This window comes from Neorhizobium sp. USDA 3394 (assembly GCF_056280385.1).
On the sequence record NZ_JBWCDU010000002.1, the window covers coordinates 1698863 to 1713642 of the forward strand.

Annotated in this window: 15 protein-coding genes and 2 pseudogenes; 11 read left to right on the plus strand and 6 right to left on the minus strand. The window is 57.9% G+C overall.

Annotation, left to right across the window (positions count from 1 at the left end; genetic code table 11):
• Nucleotides 1-135 precede the first annotated feature (135 nt).
• Both ACZ9EJ_RS29575 and ACZ9EJ_RS29580 read right to left on the minus strand, forming a co-directional pair.
• Nucleotides 136-1944 (minus strand): amidohydrolase, encoded by a 1809-nt coding sequence (locus ACZ9EJ_RS29575; protein WP_046636206.1) that lies wholly within the window; start codon nt 1942-1944, stop codon nt 136-138.
• Between the two features lie 153 nt (nt 1945-2097).
• Nucleotides 2098-2322: a hypothetical protein gene (locus ACZ9EJ_RS29580; protein WP_046636204.1), complete on the minus strand. Its 225-nt coding sequence runs from the start codon at nt 2320-2322 to the stop codon at nt 2098-2100.
• A 581-nt stretch (nt 2323-2903) separates the two neighbouring features.
• On the opposite strand from ACZ9EJ_RS29580, the gene metG reads away from it, so the two are divergent.
• Complete coding sequence (gene metG, locus ACZ9EJ_RS29585; RefSeq protein ID WP_046636202.1) at nt 2904-4502, plus strand: methionine--tRNA ligase; 1599 nt, start codon at nt 2904-2906, stop codon at nt 4500-4502.
• Between the two features lie 259 nt (nt 4503-4761).
• Here the strand turns inward: metG and ACZ9EJ_RS29590 are convergent.
• From ACZ9EJ_RS29590 to ACZ9EJ_RS29600, 3 genes and pseudogenes are all read right to left on the minus strand, one after another.
• Nucleotides 4762-5421: pseudogene (locus tag ACZ9EJ_RS29590) on the minus strand (IS630 family transposase).
• On the minus strand, nt 5363-5755 hold the full coding sequence (locus ACZ9EJ_RS29595; RefSeq protein WP_046640051.1) for a helix-turn-helix domain-containing protein: 393 nt from the start codon (nt 5753-5755) through the stop codon (nt 5363-5365). The pseudogene ACZ9EJ_RS29590 and the gene ACZ9EJ_RS29595 overlap by 59 nt, the downstream one beginning before the upstream one ends.
• Nucleotides 5756-5928: 173 nt before the next feature.
• Entirely contained in the window at nt 5929-6669 is a 741-nt protein-coding gene (locus tag ACZ9EJ_RS29600; protein ID WP_046629778.1) for an SDR family NAD(P)-dependent oxidoreductase, read from the minus strand.
• 164 nt (nt 6670-6833) lie between these two features.
• On the opposite strand from ACZ9EJ_RS29600, the gene ACZ9EJ_RS29605 reads away from it, so the two are divergent.
• The 6 genes and pseudogenes from ACZ9EJ_RS29605 to ACZ9EJ_RS29630 all read left to right on the plus strand — a co-directional run bounded on the left by ACZ9EJ_RS29605 (nt 6834) and on the right by ACZ9EJ_RS29630 (nt 11059).
• Complete coding sequence (locus ACZ9EJ_RS29605) at nt 6834-7730, plus strand: AraC family transcriptional regulator (protein WP_046629358.1); 897 nt, start codon at nt 6834-6836, stop codon at nt 7728-7730.
• A pseudogene (locus ACZ9EJ_RS29610) lies at nt 7724-7825 on the plus strand (IS630 family transposase); the annotation flags it as partial. The gene ACZ9EJ_RS29605 and the pseudogene ACZ9EJ_RS29610, both read left to right, overlap by 7 nt.
• Before the next feature lie 386 nt (nt 7826-8211).
• A complete protein-coding gene (locus ACZ9EJ_RS29615) occupies nt 8212-8751 on the plus strand; it encodes a hypothetical protein (protein WP_046629360.1) in 540 nt (179 codons plus the stop codon).
• A 65-nt stretch (nt 8752-8816) separates the two neighbouring features.
• On the plus strand, nt 8817-9116 hold the full coding sequence (locus tag ACZ9EJ_RS29620; RefSeq protein WP_046629362.1) for a hypothetical protein: 300 nt from the start codon (nt 8817-8819) through the stop codon (nt 9114-9116).
• Between the two features lie 144 nt (nt 9117-9260).
• A complete protein-coding gene (locus tag ACZ9EJ_RS29625) occupies nt 9261-9461 on the plus strand; it encodes a hypothetical protein (RefSeq protein ID WP_046640050.1) in 201 nt (66 codons plus the stop codon).
• Nucleotides 9462-9808: 347 nt separating this feature from the next.
• Nucleotides 9809-11059, plus strand: coding sequence for an SAM-dependent methyltransferase (locus tag ACZ9EJ_RS29630; RefSeq protein ID WP_046629367.1), 1251 nt, complete (start codon nt 9809-9811; stop codon nt 11057-11059).
• Between the two features lie 484 nt (nt 11060-11543).
• On the opposite strand, the gene ACZ9EJ_RS29635 is transcribed toward ACZ9EJ_RS29630, so the two are convergent.
• Entirely contained in the window at nt 11544-11681 is a 138-nt protein-coding gene (locus ACZ9EJ_RS29635; protein ID WP_304655468.1) for a YHYH domain-containing protein, read from the minus strand.
• A 261-nt stretch (nt 11682-11942) separates the two neighbouring features.
• Between ACZ9EJ_RS29635 and ACZ9EJ_RS29640 the strand changes: the two genes are divergently transcribed.
• From ACZ9EJ_RS29640 to ACZ9EJ_RS29655, 4 genes are read left to right on the plus strand one after another with little or no spacing between them, the layout of a single operon-like run.
• Nucleotides 11943-12473, plus strand: a complete 531-nt coding sequence (locus ACZ9EJ_RS29640) for a sigma-70 family RNA polymerase sigma factor (RefSeq protein ID WP_046629369.1) — start codon at nt 11943-11945, stop codon at nt 12471-12473.
• Nucleotides 12466-13227, plus strand: coding sequence for an anti-sigma factor family protein (locus ACZ9EJ_RS29645; RefSeq protein ID WP_046629372.1), 762 nt, complete (start codon nt 12466-12468; stop codon nt 13225-13227). Before ACZ9EJ_RS29640 ends, ACZ9EJ_RS29645 begins: the two co-directional genes overlap by 8 nt.
• Before the next feature lie 17 nt (nt 13228-13244).
• The gene (locus ACZ9EJ_RS29650) at nt 13245-13961 is read left to right on the plus strand and encodes a Bax inhibitor-1/YccA family protein (RefSeq protein WP_046629374.1); all 717 of its coding nucleotides are present in this window, start codon (nt 13245-13247) and stop codon (nt 13959-13961) included.
• A 28-nt stretch (nt 13962-13989) separates the two neighbouring features.
• Nucleotides 13990-14568, plus strand: coding sequence for a DUF2076 domain-containing protein (locus tag ACZ9EJ_RS29655; RefSeq protein WP_046629376.1), 579 nt, complete (start codon nt 13990-13992; stop codon nt 14566-14568).
• Nucleotides 14569-14780: the final 212 nt, after the last annotated feature.

Sequence of the window (14780 nt, forward strand, 5' to 3'; positions counted from 1 at the left end):
GCCACTGAACGCCCAGCCTCACGGGTGGCTAGTCGGCAGGCCTGCAGCATACCCGGGCGATCAGCCGCGGCGTCTCGCCTCGGCGCGACTGTCGCTTTTTCCCAAATACAGCATGCAGAAACATGGGCGCTAAGGTCACTTCTCCCCGTAATAGCTGCCGAAATATCCAACGGGCGACCAAGCCGGAAGGATCGCAGGCAGTTTTGGGGAAAGAGCGCTGTAGTCCTGTGCACCAAACACGACCCTACCGCCCATCACAGTCAGAACGGAGGAGACGGATTTGATCTGATCCTCAGGCACGGAAAAATAATCCCTGTCGAGTACAGCGAAATCCGCGAGATTGCCCGGTGCGATCTGGCCCATTTCGGATTCCGTCTTCATGAACCACGCCGCGCCAGTGGTGAAGAGCTTCAGTGCCTCGGTGCGGGAAAGGCGGTTGTCGTATGCGAGGACCTCGGATCCGGACACAGACTTTCCGGACACCATCCAGCTAATGCCGACCCATGGGTTGAACGTGGCTGCACGGAAGGCATCGGTGGTCATCGCCAGCGGCATGCCGCTGTCCACGAGCATACGCAGCCGCGGCGTGTGCAAAGCCTTATCGCGTCCATGGGTCTTTATGAAACCGTCTCCGTGCAGTGCCATTTTTGTATCTAGGGCAATACCGCCACCTAGCTTCTTCACCCGTTCGATGTTCTCGGGACTGATGGTCTCGGCGTGTTCGAGGCTCCATTTGAGACCGTCGAGCGGGATCGTTTCGTTCACTTTCGCCAGAGCATCGAGAAAGGGGGTGATGTTCTCGTTATAGGTGGTGTGCATGCGGAAAGGGATGCGTCGCTCAACCAGCTTCCTCACGTCCTGTTCCACGAAGCGCTTCATCTTCTCCGGCTCAATGATGACCGCCGGGCGATCGAAGTTCTCATGATCGTGCACTTCCCCGCTCAGAACCTCGCCCGCTCCTCGATATTCATGGCCATGGTCCAGGGTGGGATGCAGGTTCTGTCCGACACCGATCGGCGCCGTTTTCATGACCGCTTCGATATGCAGATCCACCATGTTGACCGGCCCCCCGTCGCCGAGCTGCAAGTCCACAAAAGGCATCCGCACGTTGAGGCGGTTGTCTCGTGCAAGCACGGCAACCCGCGCCTGGGCCTCAGGATATGGCCACCTGCCTCCATTATCGATGACCGAGGTCACGCCGAACCGGTTCAGACCGTGAATGCTGCTGATCATCGAACTCACCTGTTCGTCGAACGTAGGCTGCGGCACCACCATCTCCAGGGCGAGAAACAACCAGGTGTAACCGTGGATCACACCGGTAGGGTTGCCGCGACTGTCCATTTCGATTTCAGTGTCCGGCACCTTCGGGAACCGGTCCGTGCCCACGCCAAGTGCGTCCATCCCCCGCTTATTCAAAAACGCCTGGTTATAGGCATATTGAACGATCAATGGGCGATCGGGTACGGCCTTCTCCAGTTCGTCCAACGTGGGAAAGCGGTTTTCCTCGAACTGGTAGGGGGACCAGCCGCCGATCACCTTGACCCATTGCCCTTCCGGCGTGCGTGCGGCCTGCTCGCTCAGCATAGTCAACGCCCGACGGAGCGTCGGGACACCATCCCATCGGATGTTGTAGTTATAGGCCAAGTCGTTGAGGACGTGTATATGAGCATCGATGATGCCGGGGATCAGCCTTCGGCTGCGCGCATCAATCACCTTGGTCTCAGAATTCTTCAGGCCGAGAATGTCTGCATCGGAGCCAACGGAATAGATGCGCCCTTTCGTAACGGCGAGGGCCGAAGCCTCGGGCTGCGCGCGGTTGCCGGTGAAGATCTTTGCGTTGAAAACGATCAGATCAGCGCCGGACTGGCCCTGCGTCGTTTGCGCCTGAACCGCGGAAAAAGAAGAAATCGTCAATAACGACGCAATGAGTATTTTCCTGATCATTTTCCCCTCAAGCGGCTGATTTTTACGAATTGTGGGCGAGCGATGCTGGGCCTTCCGGCCTCGTACGATGGACGGAGTTGGTCGAGACCGTTACAAAAGATTGCGGAATAGTCCGGTATTGGCCGTTCGTTGGCGCGCGTTGCGACGTGGCCTCTATGGAAAGCCGACCACGGAGATCTTGTCATTCTCTTGAGCCACCTGATAGCCCTCTGCCTTGCGACGCTTTGTTGCAAGAATAGGAACACCAAACGAAACCCACGCATATTCGGCGAATTTTCTGTTGCGGGTAGATATCGTCAACGGCACGGCCAGTGGGCATCGCGTATCGACGTCCAGCCGGAGGATCACTGAGGTCGAGGCAGAGATCGACCGGCGCATTTCCAGTTTCCGGATGGGCGATTGAGTGCTGCCGTTAGCCGCTCAATTTAAACAGCGTCGCCCGGAGCGTGGCTGCCCCGCGCCTCATCCGCACGGTTAGCAAAGATGCGCCATGCGCGGCTCTACCTCATCTGCGTGTCAGCTATCATGGATTTGCTGCCGGTTCGACGCCTCCAGCGCTCGGCCGTATCTTGAGGCGCCGCTCGGTTCGATCGCTCTCCGGTACAAGCCGCGAGGTGGTTGATCGACGTACCATTCTCCGTTTGCAACACGCGTTCGCACTTGCGAAAACTCCATGATCGGGATTGGAACGCTAATCCGAAGTCTTGGAAACATCCGGTGCAATGATATCTGCAAAACAGTGTCGCGCCGCGCGGAACGGATGAAACCTTGTTATGCGAGTTGGCAAATGATATCGCTATGAATATGAAATGTAACACGATCAACGTCACGATGATGATGCTGCGCTCATAGCGTGGCGGGTTCCGTGCGTCGTCGGTGCACAACAGACCGCCCTTCGAGGCGGTTTTTCTTTGGCTATCCGCCTCCAAGGCCTTTCCAACCTTCGAGAGGATATTCCAATGACTGTATTGACGACCTACCTCACCACCTCGATACCCTATGTGAATTCTTCGCCGCATGTCGGATTTGCGCTCGAGCTCGTGCAGGCCGATACCTATGCTCGCCATTTCCGGCTGCTCGGTAAGGATGTCCGTTTTCAGTGCGGAACCGACGACAACAGCCTCAAAAACGTTCGCGCGGCAGAAGCCGTGGGACAATCGGTCGCCGATTTTGTCGCTGCGAACGGCGACAGTTTCGAGCGGCTCGGCAGACAGCTTGACATTTCCAACGATGAGTTCGTTCGCACGTCGCGCGATCCAAGACACCTCGCTTGCGTCCACTCCCTCTGGAATGCCTGCGCCGCCAGTGGCGATCTTTATCGGAAGGCTTACGAAGGCTTCTATTGCGTGGGCTGTGAGCAGTTTTACGAGCCATCGGAACTCGATGATGGGAAATGCCCCGAGCACGGCGTACCCCTTGAACTAGTTCAAGAAGAAAACTGGTTTTTCCGCCTTTCCCGATACGGCGACCGGATCCTTGATCTGATCGAAACTGAAAAGCTTCAGATTACGCCTGCGCATAGACGCAACGAAATCGTCGCCCTGCTCCGGCGTGGACTGACGGACATCAGCGTGTCGCGCAGCGCGGAACGGGCGCGTGGATGGGGCGTGCCGGTCCCCGGCGGCGACGAAGTCGTCTACGTCTGGTTTGATGCCCTCGCGAATTACTTGACCGGCCTCGGGCACGGATCTGACGATTTGATCTATCAGCGCTACTGGGCCGGTGATGGTGAACGCATCCATTTCGTCGGAAAGGGCATCTCGAAATTCCATGCCATCTATTGGCCGGCAATATTACTATCAGCCGGTCTACCCCTGCCCTCATCCATCTTCGTGCACGGCTATCTTACGGTCGACGGCAGGAAAATCGGCAAGTCGGCCGGAAACGGAATCCCCCCGGATCGCCTCGTCGAGACGTATGGCACGCCGGATGCCCTCCGATACTATCTGCTTCGGCACATACGCTCCGCAGATGATGGGGATTTTTCCGAAGAACGGCTGGAGGCCGCGTGGTCTGGGGAACTTGGCGGACAACTGGGGAACCTGGCGAACCGGGTGCTGACACTTCTGGGCAGTGCGTTCGACGGGGTCACACCTCAAGTCCTGGACAGTGCGCTTGTGCGACAAGCGTCAGGACTTTACGAAAGAGTTCATCAGGCTTTCGACAATTATGAGCTTCATGTCGGCCTTGCCGAGATTTTTGCCTATCTGAGCGAGGCGAACAGGGAATTCACGAGGCAGGCCCCTTGGGGGGATGCGAAAGCACTGCTCAGAAACATCGAAACAGATGAGCGAGCCGCAATATCGCTTCGCCTCGGGGCCACATTGGCGGAGCAGGTCCATGGCCTTGCCATCGTAGCGCGGTGTCTTCTGCCTTTCCTGCCCAGAGCGGCGGCGGAATTGCACGACAAACTTGGCCTTGTAGTGCCCGCAAGGTACGACGTCCCCTTGACGGTATCAGGCGGCAGAACGTTGCCTGGCACAGTTCTGTTTCCGCAGCGGAGGGCTCATCTCTCTTCCGCTTCTGCCAGCAATGAAGCGATTTCGCCTTATCCGTAAAGCATAACCAACCTCCCTGGCGATTTGAACCAACCGCCGACGTTCGCGAGCCCTGTCCTGCGATCCAGAGTGGTGGCGTTTTGAGGAACGCCACCACCGACAGGCAGTTACATTGTCCTCTTTCATCGACCGGATTCCCAGAAGTGATCTCGACAAGCAAGTCAGCCCCGCAGAATGGTCGCGAAAAAGCTCAATCGCACTGCGCGCTCCGATCCGACCGCGCAGTGCGATTGCTGGAATCAACTAAAGCATGTCGCATCTATTCCGCCTCATATCCTGCCGCTTTGAAGAAGTTTCGGCATTCGGAGACTGAGAAGAGGCCGATGATATCGCCGAGCGCCTGTGTGATGGTGTCGAAGCTGCGGACAGCTCGTTTTCTCAGCAGAGCCTTGAGTTTGGAAAAGGCCATTTCGATCGGGTTCAGGTCCGGTGAATAGGGCGGCAGGAAGAGCAGCCACGCACCTTTTGCCTTGACCAATTGCTCTGCCCGCTCGCTTTTATGGAAGCCGTTCGGCAGGCAAATGATTCACTGGATCATTTGCTTCTCCGCCTTACTGTCGAGAATGACGACGTCGCCTGGCGATAGTGTCGGCGCGAGCTGAGTCTCGATCCAGACTTCGAAGATGCGACTGTTCATCGGTGCGTTGACGATCCAAGGCGCGACCATCCCGTGCGATCTCAGCCCGGCGATGAAGGTCTGCGTCTTCCATTTTCCGAAGGGAGCATAGGCGACGAACCGCTGGCCCCTGCGGGACCATCCGGTGCGCTTGGTCAGTCGCGTATTCGTCGATGTCTCATCGATGAAGATGAGCCGCGCCAGCGCTTTGTTGAAGAAGCGCCTTCGACGTTTGATCCATAGGTCACGCGCCTTGGCGATCTCTGGCCTGCGCTGTTCGCTTGCCTTTAGGCTTTTTTTTATTGCTCAATCCAAGCCGATGCAAAAAACGGCCCACCGTGGCGCGATGCACTTCGACACCCCGCCCAGCCAGTTCGACGCACAGTTCATCTAATGTCACTTCGCCTTGGCCCGACACCCTCTCGCTGATCCATTGGCTATGGACTGAAAGCTTGCTGCCGGGTGGATGGCCCTGCCGGGCGGGAGCAAGCGAGCCTGACGATCGCTGCAGGATCATCATGTTATTGACGAACCGCGGCGACACCCGGAAGTGCCGGGCGGCCTCACGATTGCTATAACCTTCCTCCACAAACGCTACGACACGCGCACGCAACTCAATCGGATGCGGCTTGCCCATGAGGTTTCTCCTCTCATCGGCATAGTGAATCACAATTCAACCAAATCGGGAATCTTGAATCTGGTTAGCCGCGACACGCTTTAGGCTAAATTGATTGATCGGGGCGGCGGGCCCTATTGCCAGTGCCTGCTTCCGATCGAGTGGTTAGCGAAATCAGTCAAACGCGGCCTGACTCAAGCGTTTGCGCCCCCGTCTACGGTAACGGTTGTACCGGTAATCATATTTGCGCCGGGGCCTGCCAAAAATGCAACAGCGTCCGCAATTTCGCGCGGCTCCGCAAAGCGTCCGATCGATGAGAGGCCTCGCTGGAAATCAGCGCCTGCGCCATCAGCTGGATTTGCCTCCGTATCAGTTGACCCGGGTGATACCAGGTTGACGGTAATGCCGTTTGGCCCAAGTTCCCGCGACAGACCGCGCGTGAAAGAGTGCAATGCCGACTTCGACATCGCGTAAGCAGTCACTCCTGGAAAGGGTACGCGATCCCCAAGCGCCGATCCGATTGAGATGATACGGCCGCCCTTAGTCAAGTGCGGTATAGCGGCTTTTGCAAAAGCGACTGGTGCACGCACGTTGATGTCCATAAGGCGCTGGAACTCCGTGAGGTCGAGGTCGGCGATCGGTCCGGCTAACCCGATGGCCGCACTATTCACCAGAATATCAAGGCCACCGAACTTTTCGACTGTCTCAGTCACGGCCCGCTTAGCAGCGTCCGGATCGGCGCTGTCGGCCTGCACGGCCAGCGCACGTCGGCCCAGCTTTTCGATTGACGACACGACGCCGTCCGCGCGCCCAGGCGACTGGTTGTATGTGATTGCCACGTCCGCGCCCTTCTCGGCCAACACCAGCGCGATCGCAGCGCCGATACCCCGTGACCCTCCGGTAACGAGAGCGCGCTTCCCCATAAGATCAGCCATGTTACATCCTTTTGCTACATGTTTTCGGAGGCCCACTTTCAGGGCCAGGAAGGTCGTCATTTCCGTTCCCTTCCGGCCTGCAGATAAGCGGTCACGAGAAAATCACCATCTCCGATCCCACCACATCCTTGCCTGATCCTTCCACATCTGTCATATCGCTGGGAATGAACATCTCCGAGAACGTGACCGGTCGCCTGCTGGACGACGTCGCTCCTTTTGTCGCCGGCCGTACGGGAACTGTCGGGATTACGACGCCTGTCCCACGTCTGACGGTCTGGACGAGTACGGTCCCGACTTCACCCACGCCAGCTGTGTTCGAACCCATGTTTTACGCAGTTCTCCGTGGGATAAAGGTTTTAATTATGGGCGCCAACCGCTTCGAACTGACGGCGGGTGCTTGCGCGGCATCGTCCTTTGGTCTGCCCTTTATCCATCAATTCACCGACGCTACGCCCGATCTGCCTTATGTCGCAATTAGCCTTCATCTTGATACAACTATGCTTACGCGCGTCATGCTCAATATGCCCAAACGCGACGACCGCTGGACCTGCGCGGTAGCGGCGGGAGAGCTGAACGGCCTGTTCGGCGAGCCACTGGCACGGCTTGTTGGGCTCTTGAACACTACGGACGACATCGGCTTGCTTGCGCCGCACTATGAGACCGAACTCTACTACCGCCTGCTCCAGAGTACGATGGGAGATACGCTACGTCAGATCGGTCAGCGAGACGAGCGGTTCCAGCAACTCAAGGCGGCCGCCGATTGGCTTGCTTCCAACCACAACAAGCCCGTCAACATCCCCGATTTGGCAGCGTCCGCAGGAATGAGCGTCACGTCGTTTCATCGACACTTCAAGGGTGTGACGGGATTCAGCCCGCTTGCTTTTCAACGCCATATCCGTCTTTTGGAAGCTCGAAAGCTCTTGGCTGCCGGTTCCGCCAACGTGTCGCGTGTTGCTTATGAGGTCGGTTACGTTAGCCCATCGCAATTCAGTCGGGAGTACAAGAGCATGTTCGGCAGTCCTCCCGTCGCCGACTTGCAACGGGGGCATGAGCGCCGATGAACCGTCGCCTCTTCGAGACCTGGATCGGCACCCAGCTCGCTCCGACATTAGCGCCTGGAGACGTCGTCATCCTCGACAATGTCGGATTCCACAAAGTGAGCGAGCCGAGCGGTTGGTTAAGGCGAAAGGTGCTTGGCTTAGGCCGGTCGCCGACCTGGCGGCGTTTTTGCAGGCCTACCGCCGGATCACCCAAGTCCCCTTTGGGGCAAGGTCAAATTCGCCACCTCGGCGACAGGATCCGGATGTTAGTTGAACCCGCTTGCAATCTTCTTGACTTCTTCCCTCGACGCGTCGAGCTACGCGGAGGCAATCTGTCAGCAGCGTAAATTGCAGTCCCTCACATGCATCGACGAGGCAATCGGTCGTAATCCGACGCGCCTCCTGGAAATACATCAAAAAGCCTTGAAGCCTTGGCGGGTATTGTCTTGAAAGTGGTGGCAGCTGTAGCGGCGGGTATAACGGCTTGTTCCTGGGAGGCAGCATGAAAATATCTGTTCTGCCGATCTTGCTCGCTGCAAGGATAGCTATGCCCGTGACCGCCAACGGAGCTGAGACCAGCGTCGATCTGTTCGTCTCCCATTGTTTGCGAGAAGGACCAAAGTTCGAGGCAACGCTGTCGAAGGCACGGCAGGAGGGATGGGCTCCACTGGCAGCAGACATGGCCATGGCCTTTACGCCAGTCGATGATCCTATCGCGATCGAGGGTTGGACGATCGGCGATGGCGAAAGAACCCCGTTCGAAGCCCTGGTCGTCTACAGGGCGATGGTGGGGAAGAGAACGGTCGAAGGCTGCACGACTGCATCTGCCGGGAGCGACGCGAGGGCAGCCGAGAAAGGTCTGACGGGCCTGGTCCAGGCCATGCTTCTCGGGGAGGAGCAAGGCCAGGATACGATCTACAAGCGCTATTCGGCCAACGTCGCGGGACGCGACATTGCCATCACGCTTACCCTGCCCCGGTATCCTCGTGGAACTGATCAGGTCCTGGCCAGCGCAGTCGCGGAAGAGTTGGTGGAGAACTAGATGGATTGCAACGGGGATCAATAAATTATAGTTCCCCTGAAATGCCGAGACGAATCCTTCCCTGGTTGCTTCTTCCGAAAGTGGTTTTTCTGACCGCGTTGGGATTGGTGATCGCAGCCCCTCTGCTCGGGATCGTGCTTCCTCCATGGTGGGCTTGGGAAAATCAGCCGATCGAGAACGCCCAGGCGGCAGTCCTTCTGCTGGGTCCGCTGCATACGATTTTCCTGTATCAAAAGTCAGCTAACCAGCCGAAGGCGATTTTGCTCGCAGCGATTCCCCTCTGGATCCTGCTCGTTTCCAGGGATCTTAGTTTTGGCGCGGTGTTCCTGGACCCCACGTCAGTCGGAACGAATGGACCACGCTAATCTGTTAACGCACTGCCGTATTCGCAATACATTACCGCAGCTGTATTGTTGCTACTCCTGTTCAGCGTTGCCGTCATCGTAGCGAGACGCCTTCCGCAGTTGGGGCTGCAGCTGTTAAACACCGGTGAAGCTCCAGGATCGTCAATGGCTCTGGTCGTTGTCGCCATGCTCGTCTCAACGGCTGCGGAAGGGCACCTGGGATTCAAGCTCCCCTTGGCAGCCGGCACGGCCGTAACGATAGAAGAAGTCGCCGAACTCGGGGCGTATATCGCCCTTCTCGCCACGCAATTCCATCTGGCGACTCTGTTGGGCCGAAGGGATACCATCGACGATAACGCTCCTTGACCGAATAGAGGGAGACGTCCTTGGGCAACTCGGGATAAGCATCAAATACTCTTGTTCGAACATCGCAGAAGCCCTGCAGCTGATCGTGTAGCTGGCGTTTATTCAGTTCGGCGAAGTTGACCGCAAGGCACACGCCTGATGGCAAGATTGCGCCGCGATCTATCGACCAGCGCGGCGACTTTTCTTCAAACGCCGGCGGCTAGATGCGGCTGATGTTGTCGATCGACTTCTACATTGTTATCGTCAGCTGGAGGCTAGTCTGGTCTCCGCTGTCTATGGTCGTTTCATCCAATTGCAGAATCGTCGCTCGCGACGCTTCAATCCCGCTCCATCCGTCGAGGTCCTGCATGTTTCCTCTGTCGCATATGATGAAAGCCTTCATCCGCAGAGGCAAGCTGACGGTGATTGACGCCGATGGGCGCAGCCATGTCTTTGCAGGTGAGGCGGGCCCGGAAGTGACGATGCGACTGACAGAGCGCAGACTTTACCGCACTCTGGTCTTCAACTCGGAACTCGCGGCCGGCGAAGCCTATATGGACGGCACACTCCGCTTTGAAAACGGTTCGACACTTCGAGACTTCCTGACCCTGTTCTCGATCAATCGGTTGTCGCTTGGCTCCTATCCAATCCAAAAGCTGTTGCGCGCCATCAAGATGCGTTTCCGCAAGCGCCAGCAGTCCAACGTCAAGGGTGAGGCGCAGCGCAACGTCGCCCACCATTACGATCTCGGCAACGATTTCTACAAACTCTTCCTCGACGACAACATGCTCTACTCCTGCGCCTATTTTCGTGAGGCGGACGAAACCCTGGAACAGGCCCAGAGAAACAAGCTTCGGTTGCTGGCCTCGAAACTCCATCTGAAGCCGGGGATGAAGGTGCTTGATATCGGCTGCGGCTGGGGCGACATGGCGCTTTACCTCGCCCAACTGGAAAACGTCGAAGTGGTTGGCGTCACCCTGTCGAAGGAACAGCAGGTGCTGGCGACTGAACGAGCCCGGAATGCTGACGTCGCCGATCGTGTCCGGTTCGATCTGCGCGACTATCGAGATGTCACCGGGACGTTCGATCGGATAGTCTCGATTGGCATGTTCGAGCATGTCGGGGTCAGTCATTACGATGAGTTCTTCAAGAAGCTGAACGCGCTGATGCCGGATGATGGTATCGCCGTCATCCATTCGATCGGCCACATGAGCCCTCCCGGCATGGCGAGCGCCTGGCTTCGAAAGTATATTTTCCCCGGAGCTTATTCTCCGGCTTTGTCGGAAGTCTTCGAGGTCGTAGAGCGCAATAGCCTTTGGGTCACCGACCTCGAATTTTTACGCGTCCACTATGCGATGACGCTGGCCCACTGGGTGGAACGTTTCGAGAAGAACCGCGACAAGGTCATCGAATTGCACGATGAGCGTTTTGCCCGGATGTGGGAATTTTATCTGATAAGCTGCGAAATGATGTTTCGGACCGGTAGCCAACTGGTGTTTCACATGCAGCTATCCCGCAGCCGGGACGCGGCCCCGATCGTTCGAGATTATATTACAGAACGGCAGAAAGCCTATTTGCTTCAGGAACAGGCGATCGGCCTATCTGTGAAGGGTCGTTAGGCCAGGCACCCATCGACTGTCTGTCATCGCTACCCGACTGATTTCAGCAACGCCAGGAACGTGCTGGGGACTGGCCACCCGACGTTGAAGCGGGCGACACCACCTCATCGACCAGAAGGGCGTAGTCCTATGGTCAGAAATTTCCACCACGATCGGATCCGACAATGCGGCAAGCTGGTTGTGCGGAGCACGAGCAAAGCCGAGCCACGTTTCCGGCTAGTCGACTTCCATGTCCAAGGTACGCGTCTCGCCGCTGTCGTGGTCATAGACCTCACCTCGACTGAGGTGCCGTAGCGGCGGATACTCTGGACGTCGACGTCGCGGCACCCCCCCACTATAGTCGTAAATCTCAATCATCCGTCCAATATGAACCAGGTTTCCCTTGCCTGTCTCGATTGATCCGCCGGTGCTGTTACCAACGCCGTCCCAGGCATGAGCGGCGCCGGCGGTCGCGAACGCGATCAAGACAGCAGTCGCAATCCACTCAGTGGCAATGACGACCGCCGTTCTTATTGTCCTGATGGCAACCGTTGCTATCGGTCCCGCCACTATGCGCGGTGGCCAGTGAGCTCGATAACCCGAGGGCGATGACAAGTATGAGACTGGTAATTGCAAGCTTCATAAATTCCTCCCAAAAGCGTCTAGGCAGGACAACACACGCGTATCGCGATATCAACGAGTACTCCCTGACCCGGCTTCAACCTAGCCTACTTGGCGGACGAGTCGAGTTGTATTTTTCGAAAACTCGCCTTTAGGTTAAGATAGCGAAGATCATTCGTCGGGCCCTGGCGGTGCCACCGTCAGCAACGGCACCTTTCATCCGAGTTCAAAAATAATCCGGCGATGATGGAAGAAAAACAGTGCCGGCTCCGTATATGGAGACATGGACCGCAACAGACGTGCTTTTGATGTAATCGGACAGTTGACCACGCTTAGGCGCTATGCGCGCTCGCTGGCACGAAACGCGACTGATGCAGAAGATCTCGTTCACGATGCCCTAGTTCGGGCCTACGAACGGCGGGCGACCTTTCGTCCGGGTGCGAGCCTGCGGAACTGGCTGCTCTCCATCGTCCACAATACCCACGTAGACCGGGTGCGGTCTTCAGCAGCAAGAACCCGCCGCGACGATGTGACAATGTTGGAAACCGATTTGTCTTATGCCGCGGGCCAAGAGCATTCCGTACATCTCGCCCAGGTTCGCGAAGCTTTTCTGGCCCTGCCGGAAGAGCAGCGCGAAGCCTTGCATCTCGTCGCCGTCGAAGACCTGTCCTATCAGGAGGCCGCCGACACGCTCGGCATTCCTGTTGGGACGCTGATGTCCCGGGTGTCTCGAGCAAGGGCTAACCTCCGGGCGTTTGAGGACGGAACCAGGAAGCCCAGCCATCTCAAAATCGTAGGAGGCGGCAATGACTGACGTCGCAACCATTCTCGATACCGACCTAGATGCCTATGTCGACAGCCAGTTGGACCCTGCTGGAAGGCTCAGGGTCGAAACCTGGCTCGCGAAACATCCCGAGGTGGCCGCCCGGGTGATGGCGGATCTCGGAATGCGCACAACCTTAAAGCTTGCGATGACCGCAGGCGGTGTCGTTTGTAACCCGCGGACCCGGGAAGCAGCTCGTCACCTGTCCTCGGGGCTCGCCAATGCCCGGATGTGGACGGCCCTGCAGAAGGTAGCGGCCGTGGGCATCCTTTTGACAGCCGGCTGGTTTGCACATTCGTCGATGGGACCAGGCGAGGTCAACGCTTCCGTTCCTCCGCCTTCATTCGTCGGACAGGCCGTTCGCGCCCACCAGACATCGCTCGTCCGCGCCGGGATGCCGTCTCAACCCGAAGTCAAGATCTACGACCGCGATGACATCCGCGCCGCCACAGGGATCGTGATGCCGGAACTGCCAACGGGGTGGACGGTCATTGACGTCCAGGTCTTCCCATCGGACTTCGGGCCCAGCGTCGAGACCAGTGTCCGGACGGAAGAGGGCGCGCTGATCTCGCTCTTTGCCGTCCGCCCAGGCCAATTCGCAGTGGAGCCCGTGAAAGACCTCGATTTCATGGACGCCGAAGCCGCCTGGTGGCAGCTCGGCGAAGTCGCCTATGCGGTGATCTCGAGCACTCCCAACATCGGCCTGATCGACGAGGCCGAACTTCTCAAAAACTCACTCTACTGATCGTCAAGGAGACAATCATGTATCCGCAACAGGACCGCTACGGCACCCATAACCCCGCATCTGCCGCAGTTTTCGACGAAGGCTTGCGCAAGCACATGCTGCGCATTTACAACTATATGGGCCTTGGCCTGGTTGTAACGGGGCTTGTCGCCTTCATCGTCGGCACGACCCCTGCGCTCTACGTGCCGATCTTCTCCACTCCCTTGAAATGGGTGGTGATGCTGGCACCGCTCGCCTTCGTCTTCTTCTTCTCGTTCAAGATGCATTCGATGTCAGCGTCCGCAGCGCAGATGACTTTCTGGGCTTTTTGCGCGGTCATGGGCCTATCCCTCGCATCCGTCTTCCTGGTGTTCACAGGAGCGAGCATCGCGCGGACATTCTTCATCGCCGCCACCATGTTCGGCGCGACCAGCCTTTACGGCTATGTGACGAAGCGCGACCTCGCCAAGTTCGGGTCATTCATGATCATGGGTCTGATCGGTGTGATGATCGCCTCGATCGTCAACATCTTCCTCGCATCCAGTGCGTTGCAATTTGCCGTCTCGGTCATCGGCATTGTCGTCTTCGTCGGTCTGACTGCCTGGGACACCCAGAACATCAAGGAGCAGTACGCCGACAATTACGACCAGGAATCCCAGCAGAAGCTCGCCGTATTTGGCGCTCTGTCGCTTTACCTGAACTTCGTCAACATCTTCCAGCTGCTGCTGAACTTCACTGGGCAGCGCGAAGAGTAACAGCAGTCCATACCCAAGGAGACATCTCATGGATCGCAACGACCAGCAGGCCATTGACGGCCTGTTCTCCAAGCTCGCCCATGTCGAGCGCCAAGCCGGCCATCGCGATGCCGAATCCGAACGCTTCATCCAGGAGCGGATCAGCCAACAGCCCGGCGCGCCCTACTACATGGCCCAGACAATCGTGGTGCAGGAACAGGCTCTCGAAGCGGCACAGCGCCGTATTGAAGAACTCGAAGCTCAGGAAACACAGGGTTCGCGCGGAGGAGGCTTCTTCTCCTCGATGTTCGGCAACAACGCCCCTGCCCGGCGCTCCGCGTCACCACAGCCGTCCTTCGATGGGCGCGCCGCTCCCGGTTCTCCGTGGGGCGGGCAGAACCAGGGGTATGGCCAGAACGGCATGCCGACCCAGAGCCGCGGCGGTGGCGGCTTCCTTGCCGGCGCGGCACAGACTGCCATGGGCGTCGCCGGCGGTGTTCTTCTCGGCAACGCGATCGGTGGCATGTTCGGCGCTGACAAGGCGCAAGCCGCAACACCCGAGGCTGCCGCACCGGAGGCCGAAGCTCTGGCAGATGAGACGGACTTCGGTGGCGACGAGGACATCTGATCTCGTCACCAATTCGAGTTGAGCCGCCGGGGCGTCCTATCCTCCCAAGCTCCGGCGGCTCATCGAGAACATCAACAGACGATTGGATGATGTTCTCAGTTTAGATGGGCCCTCAGTTGGCAATGATTCTTGCTAACTTGTTCGATGCAGGGGCGCGCCGCGGACGCGGAACGAAAGAGCTGCGATTCACGCCGACCGAGTTGCTGGTGGAA